This is a genomic window from Variovorax sp. GW821-FHT06D12 (assembly GCF_059419205.1).
Map to the genome: position 1 here is coordinate 230,309 of NZ_JBWKRI010000006.1, position 23,503 is coordinate 253,811.

Here is a 23,503-nt window from a genome sequence, read left to right on the forward strand (position 1 = left end):
CGGCAAAGCCGGTTCCGCGGTGTTCCACGAAGGAACCGTGTGCCATGAGGCGTCGTGGCTTTCTTGGCGTCGCTGCCGGTGCAGGCGCCCTGGCGCTGGCCGGCTGCGAGGCGCCACCGCCGGTCATCGAAGGCGGCTTCACCGGCATCGATGTCGCGCGCGGCCACGCGATGCGCGACGGCACGCTCAAGTCGCAGGCCCCGGCCACCGTCAAGCGCACCCGCGTCGTCATCGCTGGCGGCGGCGTTGCCGGCTTGGCGGCCGCACGTGCGCTGCGCCTCGCGGGCATCGACGACTTCGCGCTGCTCGAACTCGAAGACACCGCCGGCGGCAACGCGCGCGGCGGCGTGGTCGGCGGCATCGCCTGCCCGCTCGGCGCGCACTACCTGCCCACGCCCGGCGACGACGCGCACGAGGTGCAGGACCTGCTCGAAGAACTCGGCCTGCGCCGCCGCGTGGCGGGCCGCTGGACGTATGACGAGCGCCACCTCTGCCACAGCCCGCAGGAACGCCTGTTCTTTCGCGGCGAATGGCAGGACGGGCTGCTGCCCGTGCACGACGTGGGCGCCGGCACGCAGGCGCAGTACCGCCGCTTCGCGCAGCGCATCGACGCGCTGCAGCACGCCGCCCACTTCGCCATTCCCACGCTGCGCTTCGCCGTCACGCCCGAACTGCTCGCGCTCGACGCCCTGCCCTTCGCGGGCTGGCTCGACCGCGAAGGCTTCGACGACGCCCACCTGCGCTGGTACCTCGACTACTGCTGCCGCGACGACTACGGCGCCGGCATCGCGCAGGTGTCGGCCTGGGCCGGCATCCACTACTTCGCGAGCCGCCACGGCTTCCATGCGCCCGGTGATGCGAGTGGGAGCGTCAACGACACCAACCCCGATCGCGACGGCGTACTCACCTGGCCCGAAGGCAACGGCTGGCTCACGAAGCAGCTGGCCGCACCGCTGGGCGCGCGCCTGCGCACCGGCCAGGTCGTCACGCGCATCGCCGAAGGGCGCGCGGGTGTCGAGGTCGATGCGTGGGATGCCGCGTCGAAATCGATGGTGCGCTGGCAGGCCGAGCGCTGCATCGTCGCGCTGCCCGTCTTCATCGCCGCGCGCGTGGTCGAGAACCCGCCGTCGCTGTTGACCAGCGCCGCCGCGCATGTGCGCTACGCGCCCTGGCTGGTCGCCAACGTGCACCTGCGCGGTCCGCTGGCCGACCGCATCGGCGCCGCGCCGAGCTGGGACAACGTGATCTACGGCACGCGCGGCCTCGGGTATGTCGATGCGCGCCACCAGACGCTCGACCCCACGCCGCGCGGCACCGTGCTCAGCTGGTACCGCCCGCTGGGCCCGAGCGGCTACGACACCGGCGACGGCCGCCAGCTGCTGCTCGAGCGTCCGTGGACCGCATGGCGCGACGAACTGCTGGCCGAGCTGTCGGTGCCGCACCCCGACCTGCCCGCGCTCGCCACGCGCGTCGAGATCACGCGTTACGGACACGCCATGTCGATCCCGCGGCCCGGGCTGCTCGCGCAGATCGGCGCGCACGGCGACCGCGTGGCCGCGGGCCGGCTGTCGTTCGCGCACGCGGACTGGTCGGGCTATTCGATCTTCGAGGAAGCCTTCACACGCGGCCACATCGCCGGAGCCAGCGGCGCATGAAGACGCTGGTGCTCGGCGGCTACGGCAACTTCGGCGCGCGCATCAGCCGCGCGCTCGCGCAGGACCCGGGCATCGAGCTGTGGGTCGGCGGGCGCGACCTCGAGGGGGCCACGGCCTTTGCGCAGTCGCTGGGCGGCAGTGCACGCGGTGTGCGTGTCGATGCGCAGTCGCCCGACCTCGCGCAGGGCCTGGGCTTCCTGGACGTCGACCTCGTCATCCACACCGCCGGCCCGTTCCAGGGCCAGGACTACCGCGTGCCGCAGGCCGTGGCAGCCGCCGGCGCGCACTACATCGACCTGGCCGACGGCCGGCGCTTCGTCTGCGACTTTCCCGCCGCGATGGACGCCGCCTTCCGCAGCGCGGGCCGCACCGCCGTGACAGGCGCCAGCACCGTGCCCGCGCTGTCGTCGGCGGTGGTCGATCACCTCGCCGCCGGCTGGCAAGGCATCCGCAGCATCGACATCTGCATCGCGCCGGCACAGGGCGCGCCGCGCGGCGAAGCCACGCTCGCGGGCGTGCTGGCCTACTGCGGCGCGCCGATCCGCGTCTGGCAGGGCGGCCGGTGGACCGAGCAGCCTGGCTGGGCGCATCCCGCGAAGGTGCAGTTCGCGCGTATGAAGCCGCGTCGCGGCGCCTTGTGCGACATCCCCGATCTCGAACTCTTTCCGGCGTGCTACGCCGGCGTGCAGTCGGTCATGTTCCGCGCCGCACTCGAAGTCGGCCTGACCCAGCACGCCTTCGCCTTCCTGGCCTTCCTGCGCCGCGCAGGCCTGCTGCGCGCACCGCAGAAGCTGGCGCCGCTGCTGCACGCGACGGGCGGCGTGTTCGATGCGTTCGGCACCGCGCTGGGCGGCATGGTGGTGCGCGTCGAAGGCACCGATGCGCACGGCGCCATCGCGCGCCGCGCCTGGCACATCGCGGCCGACGACAACCACGGCCCCGAGATTCCCTGCATGGCCGCCATCCTGCTGGCGCGCCGGCTCGCGCGCGGCGAGGCGTTGCCGGTGGGCGCGCACGCCTGCGCCGGCCTGCTCACGCTGCCCGAGTTCGACCCCGAGTTCGCGCGCTGGGGCATGGTGACGGATGTGATCGACGAAGGGGCGCCCACGCCATGACGCGCCCTGCTGCTGCCGACGGCGACGACCGCCTGCTGCGCCTGAGCCTCATCGCCGTCTGGCTCTTCACCGCCGTCGCCAGCATCGTCGAACTCGACGGCCAGAGCTGGCGCGTGCTGGCCGACGCAGGCATCGCCTCGCCGCCGTGGCTGGTGCAGGCGCTGATCGTCGGCGGCGCGGCGGCCGATCTTGCGATCGGCCTGGCGCTGTGGCTGCGACCCGGCCGCACCGTCTACTTGGCCGCCTTCGCGTTGATGCTCGCCATGACGCTCGTGGCGACCGTGCTGCAGCCGGACCTGTGGCTGCACCCGCTGGGCCCGCTGCTCAAGAACCTGCCCATTGCCGCGCTGCTCTGGCACCTGCATCGACGCGCCACGCCATGAACACCTACCTCGTCCTCAAGTGGCTGCACATCGTCTCCAGCGTGCTGATGGTCGGCACGGGGCTGGGCTCGGCCTTCTACATGTTCTTTGCCAACCGCAGCGGCAGCGTGCCGGCGCAGGCGGTGGTGAGCCGGCTGGTGGTGCGGGCCGACTGGTGGTTCACCACGCCCACCGTCATCCTGCAGCCGCTCACCGGCTTCGCGCTGGCGCACCTGGCGGGCTGGCCGCTGTCGACGCCGTGGCTGGCGCTGTCGCTGGGGCTGTTCGCGTTCGCGGGCGCGTGCTGGCTGCCGGTGGTGTGGCTGCAGATCCGCATGGCGGCCCTGGCGGGGCAGGCGCATCGCGAGGGCACCGCGCTGCCGTCGCTGTATCTGCGCTACCAGCGCTACTGGGAGCTGCTGGGCTACCCGGCCTTCGTGGCCATGGCCGTCGTGTTCTGGTTGATGGTGAACAAGCCCGCGATTCCGTTTTGATCTGAACCGGGCCGGTGCGCGGGCCCTGTGCGGTTTTCACGCAGACTTCACACACAGCGCCATGGCTTCACAGACCGGGCAGAGACTGTCAGGCGCCAACAAAAACATCGGGGGAGCGTCCATGCTTCAAGTTGCCAATCGAAAACTCGCGTCGCTGAGCGACGTGCTCTTCACCGGGCTGGGCCGTGTGCTCGGGTTCCTGCGTCCGCTGGCACGCGGACTCATCGGTTCCTGGCGACCCCCGGGGTGGCTGCGCATCGTGGGCGCCTTTCTTCTCTTCGGGCTGCAGTGGCTGCAGCAACGGCTGGCCTGGGTGGTGGTGCTGGCGCTGCTGGTGCTGGCCGGCTGGTTCGCGAGCCCGCAGGTGCTGAAGTGGTGGCACGGCCTCACGCCCGATCGCGTCGAGCCCGTCGTTTCCACCGCGCAGATCGTGCCGCCGCCGCGCACGCAGATCGAAAACGACAAGGGGCCCAACCCGGTCGTCATCAACTTCTCCGCCTCGGTCGCGCCGATCGCGCGCATCGGCCAGGAGGCGACCGGCGTCAGCATCGAGCCCGCCATCGCCGGGCGCTGGTCGTGGAGCAGCCAGAAGAAGCTCGAATTCCTGCCCGCGCAGGACTGGCCGGTCGGCCAGCCCTACAAGGTGCAGCTGGCGAAGGACGCGCTCGCACCGCACATCGAGATCGAGCAGCGCAAGTACGAGTTCACCTCGCCCGAATTCAGCGCGCGCATCGCGGGCGCGGAGTTCTACCAGGACCCGGTGCAGGCCAACGTGCGGCGCGCGCTCTTCCAGGTGCGCTTCTCGCACCCCGTGAACACGGCAGAGTTCGAAAAGCGCCTGGTGCTGACCTATGACCAGGCCTGCGGCACCTCGATCTTCAGCGTGGGCAAGTGCGCGAGCGAGAAGTTCACCGTCAGCTACGACAAGCTGCGCCTCACCGCCACCCTCCAGTCCGAGCCGCTGCCCATTCCCGAGAAGACGCGCCCCGTGGTGCTCAGCCTCACCTCCGGCGCGGTCGCGCAGAAGGGCGGCCCCGGCCAGCGCAGCGACCTCTCGCGCGCGGTCGACATCCCCGGCCTTTTCAGCCTCGACATCTCGAGCATCGACCCCACCATCGTCACGGGCGAAAACGGCGAGCCCGAGCATGTGATGCACGTCACCGCCTCGATGCCGGTGCACGAGCGCGAAATGGCGCGCGTGGTGCAGGCCTGGCTGCTGCCCGCCACGGAAGAAGCCAAGGGTGACCCCGAAGAAAAATTCGACTGGTCTGCCGACCCCTCGAAGGTCACCGACGCGGTGCTGCGTCGCGCGAAGAAGATCAACCTGCAGCCCATCGCCAGCGAGCGCGAAGTGACCGAGATGGTCAGCTTCCGCCTCCCGCAAGCCGAAGGCGGCCGCTACCTGCTGGTGCGCGTGGCCAAGGGCCTCAAGACACCGGGCGGCTACCAGCTCGGCGCGGCGCGGCAAGACGTTCGATTGCTCAAAACCTTCGCGCCCGAGCTCACCATCATGAGCCAGGGCTCGCTGCTCGCACTTTCCGGTGAACGCAAGCTGCCGATCCTCGTGCGCGACCTGCCCGGCATCCGCCTGGAAATCGGACGCCTGCTGCCGCAGCAGCTGCAGCACCTGGTCACGCAGACCAACGGCGACTTCGCGCATCCGCAGTTCAACAGCGGCCTGCAGTCGGACAACCTCGTCGATCGCTTCCAGAAGGAAATTCCGCTCAGCATTCCCGCCGGCAAGGCGCACTACGAGACCGTCGACTTCGCGCAGTACCTGCGCAGCGACGTGGCCGACCGCCGTGGCGTGTTCCTGCTCAAGGTGCAGGGCTACGACCCCAAGGCCAAGAAGAAGGCCGAAGGCGATGCCACGCAGGCGCAGCCCGAAGAGGAGCAACAGGAAGAACAGCCCTCGGAAGGCGAAGGCGACCCCGAAAGCGGCAACCCCGAAGACCAGAAGGACCAGCGCCTGGTGCTCGTCACCGACCTGGGCATCGTCGCCAAGAAGTCGCTCGACGGCACGCGCGACGTGTTCGTGCAGAGCATCGCCAACGGCCAGCCCGTGGCCGGTGCGCTGGTCGAGGTGTGGGGCCGCAACGGCATGATCGTCGCGTCGCAGTCCACCGACGCCACGGGCGCCGCCAAGCTGCCCAACCTCGCGGGCTACCAGCGCGAGAAAGCGCCCGTGGTGCTGGTGGTGCGCAAGGACGGCGACCTGAGCTTCCTGCCCTTCAACCGCAGCGACCGCACGCTCGATATCTCGCGCTTCGACGTCGGCGGCCTGCGCGCGGCCGGCGTGCCGAACCAGATGACCGCCTACGTGTTCAGCGACCGCGGCATCTACCGCCCGGGCGACACCATGCACATCGCGATGATGGTCAAGGCCGGCAACTGGGCCACGTCGCTGCGCGACCTGCCGCTCGAGGCCGAGATCATCGACGCGCGCGGCCTCAGCGTGCGCCGCGAGAAGCTCAAGCTCGGCCCCGGCGGCGCGGCGGAAATCGCCCACACCACGCAGGACACCTCGCCCACCGGCAACTACACCGTCAACCTCTACCTGCCGCGCGAATCCTCGCCCGGCAACCCCGAGGTGCAGGGCCTGCTCATCGGCAGCACGACGGTGAAGGTGCAGGAGTTCCTGCCCGACCGCACCAAGGTCGTCGCCAAGCTCAGCAGCGAAGTGGCCGAAGGCTGGGTCAAGCCCAAGGACCTGAAGGCGCTCATCGACGTGCAGAACCTCTTCGGCACGCCCGCGCCCGACCGCAAGGTCGAAGGCACGCTCACGCTGAGCCCGGCCTTCCCGGTGTTCCGCGCATTCGCCGACTACGCCTTCTTCGATCCGCAGCGCGCCACCGAGAAGCAGGTCGACGACCTGGGCAGCGTGCAGACCAGTGCCGAAGGCAAGGCCGAGTTCGACCTGCGCCTCTCGCGCTTCGATGCAGCGACGTACCAGGTGCACGTGCTCGCCAAGGCCTTCGAGCCCGAAGGCGGGCGCAGCGTCTCGGCCGAGGCGCAGACGCTGGTGAGCGACATGCCCTACCTCGTGGGCGTGAAGGTCGATGGCGACACCAGCTACGTGAGCAAGGGCGCCGCGCGCAATGCCACCGTGATCGCGATCGACCCGCAGGCGAAGAAGACCGCCGTGGACGCGCTGAAGATCGAGCGCGTGGAGCGCAAGGTGCTGTCGGTGCTCGTGAAGCAGGACAACGGCCTGTACCGCTACGAGTCGCGCAAGAAGGAAATCGTGATCGACGAGAAGCCCTTGGCCATCGTCGCGGCCGGCAACACCATCGCGCTCAACACCTCCACGCCCGGCAACTTTGCCTACGTCGTGCGCAATGCCGGCGGGCTGGAGCTCAACCGCGTCGAGTACAGCGTGGCGGGCAACGCGAACGTCTCGCGCTCGCTGGACCGCAACGCCGAACTGCAGCTCACGCTCGACCGCAAGGACTACGAGCCGGGCCAGGAGATCGAGGTGAGCATCCGCGCGCCGTACGTGGGCGCCGGCCTCATCACCATCGAGCGCGACAAGGTCTACGCCCACGCATGGTTCAAGACCGACAAGACCGCCTCGGTGCAGAAGATCGTGCTGCCCAAGGACTTCGAGGGCACCGGCTACATCAACGTGCACTTCGTGCGCGACCCGGCCTCGGACGAGGTCTACATGAGCCCGCTGTCGTACGGCGTCATTCCTTTCGCCACCAGCCTCGCCAAGCGCACCGCCAACCTGCAGCTCACCAGCAGCGAACTCGTGAAGCCCGGCCAGACGGTGAAGATGAAGCTCACCAGCGACAAGCCCACGCGCGCCGTGCTGTTCGCGGTGGACGAAGGCATCCTGCAGGTGGCGCGCTACAAGACGCCCGATCCGCTCAAGCACTTCTTCCAGAAGCGGGCGCTCGAGGTGGGCACCTTGCAGACGCTCGACCTGATCCTGCCGGAATTCAAGAAGCTCATGCAGGGTGCCGCGCCCGGCGGTGATGGTGAAGGCGAGCTCGGCAAGCACCTGAATCCGTTCAAGCGCAAGCGCGACAAGCCGGTGGCGTACTGGTCGGGTCTCGTCGATGTGAACGGCAGCCGCGAGTTCAGCTACACCGTGCCCGAGAGCTTCAACGGCAGCCTGCGCGTGATGGCCGTCGCGGTGAACGATGAGACCACCGCCGCCAAGAGCACCCGCACCGTGGTGCGCGGCGACATGGTGATACTGCCGAACGCACCGCTCGCGATGGCGCCCGGCGACACGGTCGAAGTGGGCGTGGGCCTCGCGAACAACATCGTGGGTTCGGGCAAGGACGTGCCCATTGCGCTCACGCTCACCGCCTCGGGCGGACTCGAAGTGGTGGGCGATGCGACGCAGACGCTCAAGGTCAACGAGCGCGGCGAAGCGAGCACCAGGTTCAATGTGCGCGCCAAGCCGGGCGAGCAGGCGGTGCTGGGTTCGTCGGCGCTGGTGTTCACCTCGACGCACAAGACCTTCAGCGCGCGCCTGTCGACCGAAGTGAGCGTGCGGCCCGCATCGCCGTTCGTCACGCTGGTGCAGGCGGGCAGCTTCCAGCGCGCGGGCGAGCTGAGCAGCAAGGCCGACCTGTACCCGAACTTCCGCAAGAGCGATGTCGCGGTGTCCGCCGCGCCGTGGGCCTTCGCGACCGGCCTCATGCAGTACCTGGAGGTGTACCCGCACGGCTGCACCGAGCAGATCACGAGCCAGACCTTCCCGGCCGTGCTGCTGTCGGGCCGACCCGAGCTGGTGAAGGAAATGGCGCGCGGCCGCACGCCCGAGCAGGGCCCGATGCCCGAGGCGCGCAAGACCTTCGAGCGCTACCTCGTGCAACTGCGCGCACGGCAGACGGCCGATGGCGGCTTCTCGCTGTGGCCCGGCGCGGGCACCGATGCCTTCGCCACGCTCTACGCGGTGCACCTGCTCATCGAAGCCAAGGACCACAAGCTGCCCGTGCCGCAAGACCTGCTGCAGAAGGCGAACACGTACCTGCAGGGCTGGCTCGGCAGCGGCGACACCTCGCTCGACGGCTGGCGCCAGCGCACGCAGGCGGCCTACCTGCTCACGCGCCAGGGCATCATCGCGCCGGCCGCCTTGGCCAACCTGCGCGAAGCCTGGCGCAACAAGCAGACGCAAGGCTGGAGCGACGACCTGGGCGCCGTGTACCTCGCCGCGAGCTACCAGCTCGTGAAGCAGGAGCAAGTGGCCAACGAGCTGCTCAACCCGGTGTGGTCCGACCTGCTCGCGCGCACCGAGAAGAAGCAGCGCCGCAACGTGTGGGGCGCGTACTACGACCCGCTGGTGCACGACAGCATGACGCTGCACCTGGTGGGCCGCCACTTCCCTTCGCGCCTGAAGACGCTGAAGCCCGACGTGTGGGAAGGCATGGGCGCGATGGTGCGCGACGGCTGGTACAACAGCCTGTCGTCGGCCTCGATGCTGCTTGCGGTCGATGCGTACTTCGAAGCGGTGGCGCAGAACGCCGAGGGCAAGCTCACGGCGCAGAGCGTCAATGCACAAGGGCAAGCCGCGGCACTCGCGCTGGGCTCGGTGAACCCGATCACGCGCGCCGCGGTGCCTGTTGGCACGGCCAAGCTCAAGCTGTCGAACGACAGCGACTTCAACCTGTACTACAGCTGGGCCGAACAGGGCTTCGAGCGCAACGTGCCCACCACGCCGGTGAACCAGGGCCTGGAGATCTTCCATGAAGTGCTCGATGCCAAGGGCAACCCGATCACCAAGGCCAAGCTCGGCGAAGAGGTCACCGTGCGGGTGCGCGTGCGCAGCCTGGAGCGCGCACAGCTCAACGACGTGGCGCTGGTCGACCTGCTGCCCGGCGGCCTGGAGCCGGTGCTGCAGGCCGTGGGCGACGACCAGGAAGCCAATGCCGATGCGCCGATCTGGAAGAAGCGCCTCGGCGGCGGCGGTTCGTGGAAGGTGCAGTACGCCGACATCCGCGAAGACCGCGTGGTGTTCTACGGCGCCGTCGACAAGAACCTGCTCGAAGTGACCTACAAGGCGCGGGCGACCAATGTCGGCGACTTCGTGGTGCCTGCGGCGTATGGCGAGGCGATGTACGACCGGCGCGTGTATTCGCGCTCGGCCGGTGCGCGCTTCCAGGTCGTCGCGAACTGACGCCAGGCAGCGGAGGCCGTCATGCGCTTCAGCGTGAAGTTGGGAAGGCTGCGCAAGCCAGCGCTGTGGGCGCTGGCGGTTGTCGTCCTGCTCGCACTGCTGCGCCTGTGGCCGCACGCCCCGCTCAGCGAAACCGTCGGCAGCTCGCGCGCCGTGTACGCGCAAGGCGGCGAGCTGTTGCGCCTCACGCTCGCAAGCGACGAGCAATACCGCCTCTGGGTGCCGCTCGACCGCATCTCGCCGACGCTGGTCGATGCGGTGCTGCTGTACGAAGACCGCCGCTTCTACGCGCACCCCGGCGTCAACCCCGCCGCGCTCGTGCGCAGTGCGTGGCGCATCGCCAGCGGCGAGCGCAGGCAGGGCGGCTCGACGCTCACGATGCAGCTGGCGCGGCGCGTCTACGGCATCGACAGCCGCACGGCCATGGGCAAGATCGCGCAGATCGGCGCGGCGCTCTGGCTCGAGGCGCGCTTCAGCAAGCGCGAGATCCTCGAGGCGTACCTCAACACCGCGCCCTACGGCGGCAACATCGAAGGCGTGCAGGCCGCAAGCCTCATCTACTTCCGCAAGGACGCCGCCAAGCTCAGCCTGCCCGAGGCGCTGACGCTCGCGGTGATTCCGCAGAACCCCGTCAAGCGCATCGCCGAGCGCGGCCGCAATGTCGAGCTGCAGTCGGCACGCGAACGCCTGTGGGCGCTGTGGGCCGAGCGCGATCCGACCGCGAAGCAGCATGCGCCCGATGCGCAGCTCGCGCTCTCCGCGCAGTCGCGCGGCAGCCTTCCCTTTCTCGCGCCGCACGCCACCGACATGCTGCTCGCGCAGGAGCGCGGTGTGCAGGAAGTTCGCACCACCATCGACCTGCGCATGCAAGCCACGCTCGAACGCGTGATGGGCCAGTATCTGCGCACGCATGCCGACGTCGGCATGACCAACGCGAGCGCGCTGCTGCTCGATGCCTCGACCATGCAGGTGCGCGCGCTGATCGGTTCGGCCGACTGGCACAACGACGCCATCGCGGGGCAGGTCAACGGCACGCAGGCCAAGCGCTCGCCGGGGTCCACGCTCAAGCCCTTCATTTACGCACTCGCGCTCGACCAGGGCTTGCTGCATCCGAAGACGATGCTGAAGGACGCACCCACCTCCTTCGGCCCCTACACACCCGAGAACTTCGACCACCGCTTCGCCGGCCCGCTGCCCGCGCAGGAGGCGCTGATCCGCAGCCGCAACATCCCCGCGGTGGCGGTCGCCGCGAAGCTGTCGAAGCCGGGACTCTATGACTTCATGCGGCTCGCGGGCGTGCAGAAGCTGCAGAGCGAATCGCACTACGGCCTTGCGCTGGTGCTGGGCGGCGGCGAAGTCACGCCCGAGGAGCTCGCGGGCCTCTACGCCACGCTGGCCAACGGCGGCATCTCGCAGCCGCTGCGCTACACGCAGCCCGCGCCCGACGAGCGGCCGGTGCAGCCGCTGCGCCTCTTGAGCGAAGAGGCCTCGTTCATCACGCTGGACATGCTGCGCCACACGCCGCGCCCCGACACCACGCTGCCCGCGCGCCCTGTCATCGCATGGAAGACGGGCACGTCGTGGGGCTTTCGCGATGCGTGGACCGCGGGCGTGTTCGGCCGCCATGTGCTGGTGGTGTGGGTCGGCAACTTCGATGGCACCAGCAACCCTGCGCTCGTGGGCGTCGATGCGGCCGCGCCGCTGTTCCTGCGCATGGTCGATGCGCTGCGTGCCGAGCGGCTCGATCCCGGCGAGATCGCGACGCGCCAGCCGCCCGACCTGCGCCAGGTCGAGGTGTGCACCGCGACGGGCGGGCTGCCCGATGCGCTGTGCCCGGTGCGCACCACGACATGGTTCATCGCCGGCAAGTCGCCGATCCAGGTGAGCAACCTGCACCGCGCCGTGTGGGTCGATGAAACCACCGGCAAGGTGGTGTGCGGGCCGCAACCCAATGCGCGCCAGCAGGTGGTCGAGCAATGGGGCAGCGACATGCGCCGGCTGTTCCGCCAGGCGGGCCTGCCGCGTGCGAGCCTGCCGACCGACGGCTGCGAGAAGGGCGAGGCTTCGGAGACGGCGCCGCTCATCACCTCGCCCTTGCGCGGCGTGCGGCACACGCTGCGCGTGAAGAAGCCCGAGCCGCTCGTGCTGCGCGCCGAAGCGGCGGCGGGCACGCAGACGATCTACTGGTTTGCCGATGACGCACTGGTCGGCAAGGCCGCGCCCGGCGAAGGCATCACGTGGATGCCCGACATGGCCGATTCAGGCCGGCGCTATGTGCTGCGCGCGGTCGATGACCAAGGCCGCGCCGAGTCGCGCGAAGTGACGGTGGACATCGCACCTTGAAGCCGGTGGATGTCACGGCGCCGTCACGCGCAATCGGCATGGTCTCGCGTTTCGACTGAAACCTTTCTTCTGCCCATGACGCGTCTCGCCTCCCTCTCCTTCATCGCCCTGGCCACCGCACTCGCCTGCGGTGGCGCGGCCGCACAGACCGCCTTCCCTGCCACGCTCGCCGGCCACGCCGTGCTGCCCGCGCAGAGCTTCGTTGCCGCACCGAAAGACGCGCCCGCCGACCTGCAGGTCAGCGGCAAGTTCACCTCGGGCAAGCGCGTCGAGGCGCTGGGCACCGTCGAAGGCCTCTCGGCCGGCCGCGGCACTGGCGTCTCGGTGCCCTTCAAGGGCCAACCGCTGCAGGGCCACTCGGGCATCAAGAAGATGGACGACGGCTCGTTCTGGATCCTCACCGACAACGGCGCCGGCGCGAAGGCCAACTCGCCCGACTTCATGCTCTACCTGAACCACTACAAGGTGGACTTCAAGAGCGGCAAGTTCAATCGCATCAACACCATCTTCCTGCACGACCCCGACAAGAAGGTGCCGTTCCGCATCGTTCACGAAGGCACGAAGCAGCGCTACCTGACGGGTTCGGACTTCGATCCCGAGAGCTTCCAGTTCGCCGGCGGCGCGCTGTGGATCGGCGAGGAGTTCGGCCCCTTCCTGATCAAGGCCGACCTGAAGGGCAAGGTGCTCGCGGTGTTCGATACGCAGGTCGACGGCAAGGCCGTGCGCTCGCCCGATCACCCCGCGGTCACCACGCCGGGCGCACCGGGCGGCGCTGTCGATTTCCAGATCAAGCGCTCCAAGGGCTTCGAAGGCATGGCGTCGTCCAAGGACGGCAGCAAGCTCTATGCGCTGCTCGAAGGCCCGGTGTGGAACGCCGAGGCCAAGGACTACGAGAAGGTCGACGGCAAGGAAGCGCTGCGCGTGCTGGAGTTCGACGTCGCAACCGAAAAGTGGACGGGCCGCCACTGGAAGTACCCACTCGAAGCGAACGGCCACGCCATCGGCGACTTCAACATGATCGACGGCACCACCGGCCTCATCATCGAGCGCGACAACGGCGAAGGCACGAGCGACAAGGCCTGCCCCGAAGGCCAGAAGCGCGCCGACTGCTTCCATGACATCGCGAAGTTCAAGCGCGTCTACAAGGTCGAGCTGAGCGACGCGAACGTGGGCGGCGCGGTGCGCAAGATCGGCTACATCGACCTGCTGAACATCGCCGACCCGAACAAGCTCGCGCGCAAGCCGCTGAACGACGGCGTGCTCAAGTTCCCGTTCTTCACGATCGAGAACGTCGACGTGGTCGACGCCACCCACATCGTCGTCGGCAACGACAACAACCTGCCGTTCTCCAGCAGCCGCGAGCCGAACAAGGCGGACGACAACGAGCTGGTGCTGCTCGAAGCCGGCGCGCTGCTGCAGGCGAAGTAAGGCGTACGGCGGCGCGCGCCTTTCAAGGCCCCGCTCGCGGGATGGGCGGGGGCGAGAAAAACCGAGAAGATGAGTATGATTCTCATTCTCCAGGTTTCCTCTCTCCCTCTGTCCCATGAATTTCCGAACGACCTCGCACGTCGTCCGGCGCCCGTCGTGAGCGCCGGCCTCCGCTACCGGATGGGCGTCGCGTCGCGGGCCGTCGCTGCCATCGCGGGCGGCTACGGCGTGGCTGCGCTGTCGGCCGCCGTGCTCGCGCTGGGCCTGCCCGCCCTCTTCGGCATGGCGCGCAGCGAAGCCGCGTTGACCGGCACGCTGGCCTCCTTCCTCGTCTACGTCGTGGCCGTGATGTGGGTCTTCGCCGCGCGCTCGGCGTGGCGCGCCTGGACCGGCCTCGCCATCGCGGCGGCCCTGCAGGGCCTGCTGTTGCTGCTGTGGACCCAGGGCGGCGGAGGTGCCGCATGAAGGAAGGATTCCGTCAGTCGATGGCCTGGCTGCACACCTGGTCGGGTCTGCTGGTCGGCTGGGTGCTCTTCATGGTGTTCGCGGCCGGCACGGCCTCGTACTTCAAGGACGAGATCACCTTCTGGATGAAGCCGGAGCTGCATGCCGTGACGCCTGGCACGGTGCCGCAGCCGGTGGCCGCCGACAACGCGCTGGGTTTCATGCAGCGCCACGCGCCCGATGCCACGCGCTGGTTCATCACCCTGCCCACCGAGCGCGAGCCCGGCGTGAGCCTGCTGTGGGCCAAGCCGCCGCCGCCACCCGGCTCGCCGCCCGTGGACCGGCGCCGCAGCTTCGATCGCGCCATGCTCGATCCGGCCACGGGCCAGGCGATCACCGCGCCGCGCGAGACGCGCGGCGGCGAGTTCTTCTACCGCCTGCACTTCGACCTGCACTACATGCCCGCGCTCTGGGCGCGCTGGATCGTCGGCTTCTGCGCGATGTTCATGCTCGTGGCCATCGTCAGCGGCATCGTCACGCACAAGCGCATCTTCAAGGACTTCTTCACCTTCCGCCCGAAGAAGGGCCAGCGCAGCTGGCTCGACGCGCACAACGTCACCGCCGTGCTCGCGCTGCCGTACCACGCCATGATCACCTACACAGGGCTGGTCACGCTGATGTTCATGTACATGCCGTGGGGCCCGCAGGTGGCCTACAAGGCGCACGGCGGCAACGACACCTTCTTCGCCGAGGCCTTCCCGGGCGGCGTGCGCACGCAGATCAAGGCCTCGGGCACGAAGGCCGCGCTGGCGCCCCTCGCGCCCATGGTGGCGCAGGCCACGGCCCACTGGGACGGCGCGCCCGTGGGCCGCATCGTGGTGCACCAGCCCAACGACGCCAACGCCGTGGTCTCGCTCACGCGGGCCGAAGGCCGTCACCTGTCGTACGACCAGCCCAGCATGCAGTTCAACGGCACGACCGGCGCACTCATCGGCAGCTTCGGCGACGTGCCCAAGGCTGCGGCCGAGACGCGCGGCGTGCTCTACGGGCTGCACATCGGCCGTTTTGCCGATCCGCTGCTGCGCGCGCTGTTCTTCGTGTCGGGCCTGGCGGGCTGCCTGATGGTGGCGACGGGCCTCTTGCTGTGGGCCGTGAAGGAGCGCCAGAAATACGCCAAGACCCTCAAGCAGGGCGGACGCATCGGCGTCGGCCTGCGGCTCGTCGACGGCCTGAACCTCGGCGCGATCGCGGGCTTGCCCGTGGCGATGGCCGCCTTCTTCTGGGCCAACCGCCTGCTGCCGGTCGACGTGGCCGGCCGCAACGAGGCCGAGATCCGCTGGTTCTTCATCGTCTGGGGCGCCACCGCCGTGCTGGGGCTGCTGCGCCCGACCCTGCGCATGTGGCAGGCGCAGCTTGCGCTCGGCGCGCTGCTGTTCGCATTGCTGCCGGTGCTCAATGCCTTCACCGGCCCCGCGCCGCTCACCGTGAGCCTGCGCAGCGGCCCGAGTTCGGTGGCGGGCTTCGACCTCGTGGCGATCGCGCTCGGCCTGGGGTTGGCGGGTGCGACCTGGCTGGTGGAGCGCAAGCGCCGCAAGGCGCTGATTGCGCCGAAGAAAGCCGTCAAGCCGCCGCAGACCGAGCTCGCTGCCTCGGGCCAGGGGTCGTGATGCCGCTGCTCGGGTTGGTGTTCGCCGCCTCGCTGGCCGGCTTCTGCGCGCTGAGCCTCGCGATGGACCGCCACAGCGAAGACGTCTTCGGCCGCGGCCACACGCCGGGCGCCTGGCGCCGATGGCTGCAGCTCGGGGGCACGGCGCTGCTGTGCCTGTCGCTGTGGGCCAGCCTGGAGGCGGCGGGCGGGTCGGTGGGGTGGGTGCTGTGGCTCGGGGCGCTGACCGCGGCGGCGCTGGCGACGGTGGGGCTGTTGAGTGGCTTGCCGCACCGCTTTCCGCGCATTGCCATGGGCGCGGCGGTGCTCGCGATCGGGCAGGCGCTGTTCTGCGCGCTGCCCGGCTGATCCGCGCTCAGGCGCGCATCAACGCCTCGATCTCATCCGCCTTCACCGGCACCCCCCGCGAAATCAGTTCACAGCCCGTGGCCGTGACGATCGCGTCGTCCTCGATGCGGATGCCGATGTTGTGGAATTTCTCGGGCACGCCCTCGCCAGGCCGCACGTAGATGCCGGGCTCCAGCGTCAGCACCATGCCCGGGTGCAGGATGCGGCTCGGACGGTTCTTGATGAGTTCGTTGGACAGCGGGTCCTTGCGCTCGCTCACCTCGCCCACCTGCGTGGGTTCGACATAACTGCCGCAGTCGTGCACGTCCATGCCCAGCCAGTGGCCGGTGCGGTGCATGTAGAACTGGAAGTAGGCACGCGAGTCGATCACGTCGTCGACGCCGCCGACCTTGTTGCCGTCGAGCAGGCCCAGGTCGAGCATGCCCTGCGCCAGCACCTTCACGGCCGCGTCGTGCGGGTCGTTGAAGCGGTTGCCGGCCTTGGTGGCGGCGGCCGAGGCGTCCTGGCTGGCCAGCACCAGGTCGTACAGCGCGCGCTGCGGGCCGCTGAATTTGCCATCGGCCGGGAAGGTGCGGGTGATGTCGCTGGCGTAGCCGTCGAGCTCGCAGCCGGCGTCGATCAGCACCAGCTCGCCCTTGCGCACGGGCGCGGCGTCGGCGCGGTAGTGCAGCACGCAGGCATTGGCGCCGGCCGCGACGATGGAACCGTAGGCCGGGTACTGCGAGCCGCCCAGGCGGAACTCGTGCAGCAGCTCGGCGTCGAGGTGGTACTCGCGCACGTCCTTGCCCTCGCGAAGCATGCGCGCCGACAGCTGCATCGCGCGGATGTGGGCGCGGGCGCTGATCTGCGCGGCGCGGCGCATGATGTCCTGCTCGTGCGCGTCCTTCACGAGGCGCATCTCGTCGAGCGGGCCGCACAGGTCGCGCTGCTCCTCGGGGCACAGCGCGCCGTAGCGCACGCGCGCGCGCACCGACTGCAGCCAGCCGTCGATGCGGGTTTCCAGGCCCTTGTGGGTGGCGAAGGGGAACCACACGGTCGAGCGGTTCTCGAGCAGCTTCGGCAGCTTGGCGTCGAGGTCGTTCACCGAGAAGGCCTCGTCCACGCCCAGCGCGGCGGGGGCGGCGTCGGGGCCGAGGCGGTAGCCGTCCCAGATCTCGCGCTCCAGGTCTTTCGGCGCGCAGAACAGCGTGGCGCGGCCGTCGCCCGCCAGCACCAGCCAGGCGTTGGGCTCGGTGAAGCCGGTCAGGTAGTAGAAGTAGCTGTCGTGGCGGAACAGGAAGTCGCTGTCGCGGTTGCGCTGGCGCTCGGGCGCGGTGGGAACGATGGCGATGCCGTCCTTGCCCAGTTGCGAGGCGAGGCGCGCGCGGCGCTCGGCGTAGATCGTGGTGTCATTGAGCATGGGATTTCACTTTCAATACGGTGCAAGTCCGGGGTCCGCGGGTACCAGATGCCGCCATGGGAACACATCCTGTGCAAAGTGGCTGACGTAGCCGCCGATCGTTGACTGGATGACCATGAATTGCAGCCGCTGCCGCACGCCCTGCAGCTGCTGCAGCTGGGCCAGGTCGAGGCAGGTGTTGCGCAGCCTCAGCACGCGCAGCTGCGCGCCCACGGGGCTGTGCAGCAAGGCCTCGTAGTCTTCGAAGGCCGTGATGCCGCCGGGCGTCCGGTCGGCCGGCCACGCCATCTGCTGCTCGGTGGATTCGGAAAAATCCAGCAGCCTGAGGCCCGGCAGCTGCGTTGCGGCGGCCAGGTGGCGGATGAAGTGCTGCGTGGCGAAATGGGCGCCGACGCACAGGCTGGTCAGTTGCGGCAGCGGCACGGCGAAGAAGTCGGCGTTCGGCGCGTTCGGCACCGTCAGTTCGCTCAGGTGCGGCGTCTTGCGCACCCAGCGCGCGATGTCGCCGCCTTCCTCGAGGATGCCGTCGCTGATGCAGACGAGCGACTGGTTGTGGTCCTCGGGCTGCGTCGGCTTGATGAACAGCGAGCGCAGGCGGGGAAACATCACCGGGCTCTCGAGCAGCGGCGTGAACATCCATTCGCGCGAGCCGTTGGCGCCGCTGTCGGGGCCGTTGAACGACAGCGAGGTGATGCAGTCGGCCACGTCCTGCCGGCTCAGGCAGGCCAGGGTTTCGTCGAAGGCGTCGCCCCAGGTGTCGCCGAAGTACTCGACGTGCCAGCCCTGGCGCATGGGCGCGAGGCTCAGGCGCGTGAAGTCGCTCACGTAGAGCGGCACGGTCAGCGGGTCTTCGGGCGCGCCGTCGTTGCGTTCGGCGGCGGTGGCCAGGGCCAGGTCCTGCAGGCGCTGCGGCAGCAGGCGCAGGGCGTCGGGCAGCGGCGCGAGCGTCATGCGCCCGCTGCCGGCGCGACCCCGGCGTTGAGTTGCTGCAGGCGCTGCGGCGTGCCCACGTCGGTCCAGTCGCCGGTGTAGAGCTCGGCGCTCACCTGCTGGTTGTCCATCGCGGCGCGCAGGATCGGTGCCAGCGGGGCCTTGATGCCGTCCGGATTGCCAGCCGGGATGTCGCAGTACGGCGGCGCGAACAGCGCGGCGCGGTACAGGCCGATGGTCGAGAAGGTGTACTTCTCGGCCGCCTGGTTCAGCGCGAGCCCGTCGGCCGAGAGGCCGAAGTCGCCCTTGAGGTTGTGCGCCGGGTTCGGCACCAGCCACAGGTGGGCGAGCTTGCCGCTGGCCAGGAAGCGGTCGACGGCGGCCTGGGTGAAGCGAAAGCCGGGTGCGAACACGTCGCCCGCCGCGACCCAGAACACCTCGCCCAGCAGCGGCAGCGCGCGCACGATGCCGCCGGCCGTTTCGAGCGCGCCGCCGAAGTCGCGGCCTTCGTCGGAATAGGCGATGGACAGCGCGCCATGCCCATTCAGCACAGGGCGCGCGCCGAACCGGGCGGCAACCTGCGCGCCGAGCCAGTCGGTGTTGACCACCAGCTCGGTGAAGCCGCCGTCGGCCAGCGCTTCCATCGGCCACTGCATCAGCGGCTTGCCGCGCACTTCGAGCAGGGGCTTGGGCGTGGCGTCGGTCAGCGGCCGCATGCGTTCGCCGCGGCCGGCGGCCAGGATCATCGCGCGCACCGCCATCACCGCACCGACCTGGCCACACGGCCGCGTTGCAGCTCGTTGCGTTCGCTGTGGCCGGGCTGGAACAGCGCCACCAGGCACGCCATCAGCGCATGCGCCTTGGCCGAGTGGTCGGCGCCGAAGTTGCAGACGTACACATCGAGCGTCACGCCGCGCTGCTCGGGCCAGGTGTGGATGCACAGGTGCGATTCGGCCAGCAGCAGCGTGGCCGTCACGCCGCCCGGCCCCTGCGGCGTGGCCGGGAAACCGTGGACCAGCTTGCCGACGGCCTGCAGCCCGGCGGCGGCCACGGCCTTGGCGCAGACCTCGCCGAGCGCGCGCCCGTCGGTGAGCCATTGGAGGCCACATTGGCAGTCGTGGAGATCGGCGGTGAGGTGCAGCCCTTGCATGGGGGGCAACTCTAGCAGCCGGGCCTGCGACACAAGAGAGCATCAGTGGGGTGTTGGCCCTGTATCGAGGCCGGGCGCGGCTCGCCCGGTAAAATCTCGGGTTCTCCCGTATCCCCCACCCACCCTTTTCCCCCGAAAGCCCACTGCCCATGGCAAACCAAGCCCTGATGGCCAACGCGATCCGCGCGCTGGCAATGGATGCCGTTCAACAAGCCAATTCCGGACATCCGGGCGCACCGATGGGCATGGCCGACATGGCCGTCGCCCTGTGGGGCGAGCACCTGCGCTACAACCCCGCCAACCCGCACTGGTTCGACCGCGACCGCTTCGTGCTGTCCAACGGCCACGCCTCGATGCTGATCTACGCGGTGCTGCACCTCACGGGCTACGACCTGCCCCTGGCCGAGATCAAGAACTTCCGCCAGCTGCACAGCAAGACCGCCGGCCACCCCGAAGTCGACGTCACCCCCGGCGTCGAGACCACCACCGGCCCGCTGGGCCAGGGCATCACCAATGCCGTGGGCTTCGCGCTGGCCGAGAAGCTGCTGGCCGCCGAGTTCAACCGCAAGGACCTGTCCATCGTCGACCACCACACCTACGCCTTCCTTGGCGACGGTTGCATGATGGAAGGCATCAGCCACGAAGCCTGCGCCCTCGCTGGCGCCTGGCACCTGAACAAGCTGATCGCCCTGTACGACGACAACGGCATCAGCATCGACGGCCAGGTCAAGCCCTGGTTCATCGACAACACCGAAGAACGCTTCAAGGGCTACGGCTGGAACGTCGTCGGCCCGATCGACGGCAACGACGCCAAGGAAGTGGCCAAGGCCATCGCCAAGGCCAAGAAGGAAGCCACCAAGCCCACGCTGATCGTCTGCAAGACCACCATCGGCAAGGGCAGCCCGAACCGCGCCGGCACCGCCAAGGCGCACGGCGAGGCGCTGGGCGCCGAAGAAATCAAGCTCACGCGCGAAGCCATCGGCTGGCCCTACCCCGCCTTCGAAATCCCGGCCGAGGTGTACGCCGACTGGGACCACAAGGCCGAAGGCGCCAAGACCGAAGCCGCCTGGAACGACACCTTCGCCGCCTACACGGCCGCGTACCCCGAACTCGCCGCCGAGTTCACGCGCCGCATGAAGGGCGAGCTGCCCAAGAACTTCCACCAGGTCGCGTTCGACACCGTGGTCGCCGCCCACACCAAGGGCGAAACCGTGGCCAGCCGCAAGGCCAGCCAGCTCGCGCTGGAAGCCTTCACGGCCGCGCTGCCCGAAATGCTCGGCGGCAGCGCCGACCTCACGGGCTCCAACCTCACCAACACCAAGAGCACTGCCGCGCTGCGCTTCGACGCCAAGACCGGCGCCGTCGTGCTGAACGCGCCCCCCGCACCGGTGGTGCCCCAAGGCGGCGAGGACGAAGCTGCACAGGGCGATGCCGTCGAACCGCCGCACGGCGAGATCGGCCGCCACATCAACTACGGCGTGCGCGAATTCGGCATGGCCGCCATCATGAACGGCGTGGCGCTGCACGGCGGCTACATCCCCTACGGCGGCACCTTCCTCACCTTCAGCGACTACAGCCGCAACGCCATCCGCATGGCCGCGCTCATGAAGCGCCGCGTGGTGCACGTGTTCACGCACGACTCCATCGGCCTGGGCGAAGACGGCCCGACGCACCAGTCGATCGAGCACGCCGCCTCGCTGCGCCTCATTCCCAACCTGGACGTCTGGCGTCCGGGCGACACGGCCGAAACCGCCGTGGCCTGGGCCGTGGCGCTGCAGAACCAGTCGCGCCCGACCGCCCTGCTGCTGAGCCGCCAGAACATCGCCTACGCCGCCAAGAGCGACCTGGGCGACATCAGCCGCGGCGCCTATGTGCTGTCCGAGCCCGAGAACGTCGGCCTCAAGAACAAGAAGACGGCGGCCGTCATCATCGCCACCGGCTCCGAAGTGCAGCTCGCGCTGGCCGCCCAGAAGCTGCTGGCCGACAAGAAGATCGCCGTGCGCGTGGTGTCGATGCCCTCGACCACCACTTTCGACCGCCAGGACCTGGCCTACAAGAAGGCCGTGCTGCCCAAGAAGATCCCGCGCGTCGCGGTCGAAATGGGCTGCACCGATGGCTGGTGGAAGTACGGCTGCGCGGCCGTGGTCGGCATCGACAGCTACGGCGAGTCGGCCCCCGCGCCCGTGCTGTTCAAGCACTTCGGTTTCACGGCGGAGAACGTGGCCGCCACCGTGGAAGCGGCCCTGCGCGACTGAGCGTCGCGCGGTTCGTCCTCTTCCCGTCCGATCAAAAGTTTTTCAACCTTAGGAGCAAGTCAGATGGCTATCAAACTCGGTATCAACGGCTTCGGCCGCATCGGTCGCAACGTGCTGCGCGCAGCCGTGCAGAACTTCAAGAACGACATCGAAATCGTTGCCATCAACGACTTGCTCGAGCCGGAATACCTGGCTTACATGCTCCAGTACGACTCGGTGCATGGCCGCTTCAAGGGTGAAGTCACGGTCGAAGGCAACACGCTGATCGTCAACGGCAAGAAGATCCGCCTGACGCAGGAGCGCGACCCGTCGCAGCTCAAGTGGAACGAAGTCGGCGCCGACATCGTGCTCGAGTCGACCGGCCTCTTCCTCACGAAGGAAACCGCGCAGAAGCACATCGACGCGGGCGCCAAGAAGGTGATCCTGTCGGCTCCCTCGAAGGACGACACCCCCATGTTCGTCTACGGCGTGAACGACAAGAAGTACGCCGGCGAAGCCATCATCAGCAACGCCAGCTGCACCACCAACTGCCTGGCCCCGCTGGCCAAGGTGCTGAACGACAAGTGGGGCATCAAGCGCGGCCTGATGACCACCGTGCACGCCGCCACCGCCACGCAGAAGACCGTGGACGGCCCGAGCAACAAGGACTGGCGCGGCGGCCGCGGCATCCTGGAAAACATCATTCCCTCGAGCACCGGCGCCGCCAAGGCCGTGGGCGTGGTGATCCCCGAGCTCAACAAGAAGCTCACCGGCATGAGCTTCCGCGTGCCGACCTCCGACGTGTCGGTGGTCGACCTGACCGTCGAACTCGTCAAGGACGCCACCTACGCCGAGATCTGCGCCGAAATGAAGGCACAGAGCGAAGGCGCACTGAAGGGCGTGCTGGGCTACACCGAAGACAAGGTCGTCGCCACCGACTTCCGCGGCGATCCGCGCACCTCGATCTTCGACGCCGAAGCCGGCATCGCGCTCGACGGCACCTTCGTGAAGCTCGTGAGCTGGTACGACAACGAATGGGGCTACTCGAACAAGTGCCTGGAGATGGTGAAGGTCGTGTCGAAGTAAGACGCCAGACGCCAAAAGAAACGCGCCCGAGGGCGCGTTTTTTATTGGCTGCGCGAGGTGCGCTCCTGCGCCTCCTAGAATCAAATAACAATTCATTACGAGGAGAAGCACGTGATTGCAAGACTGGCTGGTATCTGCGCGGGTGCCCTGTTGATCGTGGGCTGCGCTCACCGGGCGGAAGTCGGGAGCACGTCGGCGGCTTACGAGGTCCGCCGTGACCGGGTCCAGTCGAGCAAGGCGTATGTCGCTGTGTCGAGTGATCTGGCGACGCTCGAGAAAACCGTCAAGCCGGGCCACATCTGCGGTCCGCACAACTTCCCGGTGGCACTGGGCCCAGCCATCAAGACGTCCATCGTGCGTACGGTCTCGGGGGCGCACTCATCGGTGGTGCCGATTTCGACAGCTTCGGAAGCGGGCCGCGATGGCGTGCTCTACACCTTTGCCCTCGATGACTTCAACCCGCGCCTGCGGTTCCAGCCGGGCTTCTTCGTTCCCACCGCGGATGCGAGCGTCGAGATCTCCATCAAGACCACGGCAGTTTCTGCCGATGGACGGGAACTCGCGACGACCACGGTGCGCGGCTTTGGCCAGGAGTCGCTCGATGGCCAATGCCCTGTGGGTGCAGAGGCCCTTGGGAAAGCCACTGAAAAGGCGATCCGGGTCTCGCTGGAAAACTTCGTGGCGCGTGTGATCAACCAGCGTCTGGACTGACGTCCGTC

17 protein-coding genes are annotated in these 23,503 nt (G+C 68.8%); 13 read left to right on the forward strand and 4 right to left on the reverse strand.

Annotated features, from left to right (window positions below; translation table 11 throughout):
• Positions 1-44 precede the first annotated feature (44 nt).
• The 10 genes from AC07SQ_RS20045 (at position 45) to AC07SQ_RS20090 (ending at position 15,985) form a co-directional block, all read left to right on the forward strand.
• Positions 45-1,655 (forward strand): FAD-dependent oxidoreductase, encoded by a 1,611-nt coding sequence (locus AC07SQ_RS20045; RefSeq protein ID WP_495272625.1) that lies wholly within the window; start codon positions 45-47, stop codon positions 1,653-1,655.
• Positions 1,652-2,770: a saccharopine dehydrogenase family protein gene (locus tag AC07SQ_RS20050; protein ID WP_495272626.1), complete on the forward strand. Its 1,119-nt coding sequence runs from the start codon at positions 1,652-1,654 to the stop codon at positions 2,768-2,770. Before AC07SQ_RS20045 ends, AC07SQ_RS20050 begins: the two co-directional genes overlap by 4 nt.
• Complete coding sequence (locus AC07SQ_RS20055; RefSeq protein WP_495272627.1) at positions 2,767-3,153, forward strand: DoxX-like family protein; 387 nt, start codon at positions 2,767-2,769, stop codon at positions 3,151-3,153. Before AC07SQ_RS20050 ends, AC07SQ_RS20055 begins: the two co-directional genes overlap by 4 nt.
• Positions 3,150-3,626 carry a DUF2269 family protein gene (locus AC07SQ_RS20060; protein ID WP_495272628.1) on the forward strand — a complete coding sequence of 159 codons (477 nt, stop codon included), beginning with the start codon at positions 3,150-3,152 and terminating at the stop codon, positions 3,624-3,626. The genes AC07SQ_RS20055 and AC07SQ_RS20060 overlap by 4 nt, the downstream gene beginning before the upstream one ends.
• Positions 3,627-3,747: 121 nt before the next feature.
• Positions 3,748-9,756, forward strand: a complete 6,009-nt coding sequence (locus tag AC07SQ_RS20065; RefSeq protein WP_495272629.1) for an alpha-2-macroglobulin — start codon at positions 3,748-3,750, stop codon at positions 9,754-9,756.
• Positions 9,757-9,777: 21 nt separating this feature from the next.
• Positions 9,778-12,099, forward strand: coding sequence for a penicillin-binding protein 1C (pbpC, locus tag AC07SQ_RS20070; RefSeq protein ID WP_495272630.1), 2,322 nt, complete (start codon positions 9,778-9,780; stop codon positions 12,097-12,099).
• Between the two features lie 75 nt (positions 12,100-12,174).
• Positions 12,175-13,527: an esterase-like activity of phytase family protein gene (locus AC07SQ_RS20075; RefSeq protein WP_495272631.1), complete on the forward strand. Its 1,353-nt coding sequence runs from the start codon at positions 12,175-12,177 to the stop codon at positions 13,525-13,527.
• Between the two features lie 156 nt (positions 13,528-13,683).
• On the forward strand, positions 13,684-13,992 hold the full coding sequence (locus AC07SQ_RS20080; protein ID WP_495272632.1) for a DUF3649 domain-containing protein: 309 nt from the start codon (positions 13,684-13,686) through the stop codon (positions 13,990-13,992).
• Positions 13,989-15,638: a PepSY-associated TM helix domain-containing protein gene (locus AC07SQ_RS20085; RefSeq protein WP_495272633.1), complete on the forward strand. Its 1,650-nt coding sequence runs from the start codon at positions 13,989-13,991 to the stop codon at positions 15,636-15,638. Before AC07SQ_RS20080 ends, AC07SQ_RS20085 begins: the two co-directional genes overlap by 4 nt.
• The gene (locus AC07SQ_RS20090) at positions 15,638-15,985 is read left to right on the forward strand and encodes a DUF3325 domain-containing protein (protein WP_307582388.1); all 348 of its coding nucleotides are present in this window, start codon (positions 15,638-15,640) and stop codon (positions 15,983-15,985) included. Before AC07SQ_RS20085 ends, AC07SQ_RS20090 begins: the two co-directional genes overlap by 1 nt.
• A gap of 7 nt (positions 15,986-15,992) precedes the next feature.
• On the opposite strand, the gene AC07SQ_RS20095 is transcribed toward AC07SQ_RS20090, so the two are convergent.
• Genes AC07SQ_RS20095 through AC07SQ_RS20110 form a run of 4 tightly spaced genes read right to left on the reverse strand, consistent with a single transcriptional unit; the run spans position 15,993 to position 19,464 of the window.
• Positions 15,993-17,384: an aminopeptidase P N-terminal domain-containing protein gene (locus AC07SQ_RS20095; RefSeq protein ID WP_495272634.1), complete on the reverse strand. Its 1,392-nt coding sequence runs from the start codon at positions 17,382-17,384 to the stop codon at positions 15,993-15,995.
• A 12-nt stretch (positions 17,385-17,396) separates the two neighbouring features.
• Positions 17,397-18,335 (reverse strand): hypothetical protein, encoded by a 939-nt coding sequence (locus tag AC07SQ_RS20100; protein WP_495272635.1) that lies wholly within the window; start codon positions 18,333-18,335, stop codon positions 17,397-17,399.
• Positions 18,332-19,060 (reverse strand): nucleotidyltransferase family protein, encoded by a 729-nt coding sequence (locus AC07SQ_RS20105; RefSeq protein ID WP_495272636.1) that lies wholly within the window; start codon positions 19,058-19,060, stop codon positions 18,332-18,334. The genes AC07SQ_RS20100 and AC07SQ_RS20105 overlap by 4 nt, the downstream gene beginning before the upstream one ends.
• A 14-nt stretch (positions 19,061-19,074) precedes the next feature.
• On the reverse strand, positions 19,075-19,464 hold the full coding sequence (locus AC07SQ_RS20110) for an S-adenosylmethionine decarboxylase family protein (protein ID WP_495272637.1): 390 nt from the start codon (positions 19,462-19,464) through the stop codon (positions 19,075-19,077).
• Positions 19,465-19,613: 149 nt separating this feature from the next.
• On the opposite strand from AC07SQ_RS20110, the gene AC07SQ_RS20115 reads away from it, so the two are divergent.
• From AC07SQ_RS20115 to AC07SQ_RS20125, 3 genes are all read left to right on the forward strand, one after another.
• The gene (locus AC07SQ_RS20115) at positions 19,614-21,719 is read left to right on the forward strand and encodes a transketolase family protein (protein WP_495272638.1); all 2,106 of its coding nucleotides are present in this window, start codon (positions 19,614-19,616) and stop codon (positions 21,717-21,719) included.
• A 63-nt stretch (positions 21,720-21,782) separates the two neighbouring features.
• Entirely contained in the window at positions 21,783-22,784 is a 1,002-nt protein-coding gene (gene gap / locus AC07SQ_RS20120; protein WP_056575024.1) for a type I glyceraldehyde-3-phosphate dehydrogenase, read from the forward strand.
• A gap of 111 nt (positions 22,785-22,895) precedes the next feature.
• Positions 22,896-23,495 (forward strand): hypothetical protein, encoded by a 600-nt coding sequence (locus AC07SQ_RS20125; protein ID WP_083259363.1) that lies wholly within the window; start codon positions 22,896-22,898, stop codon positions 23,493-23,495.
• The last annotated feature ends 8 nt before the right edge of the window (positions 23,496-23,503 follow it).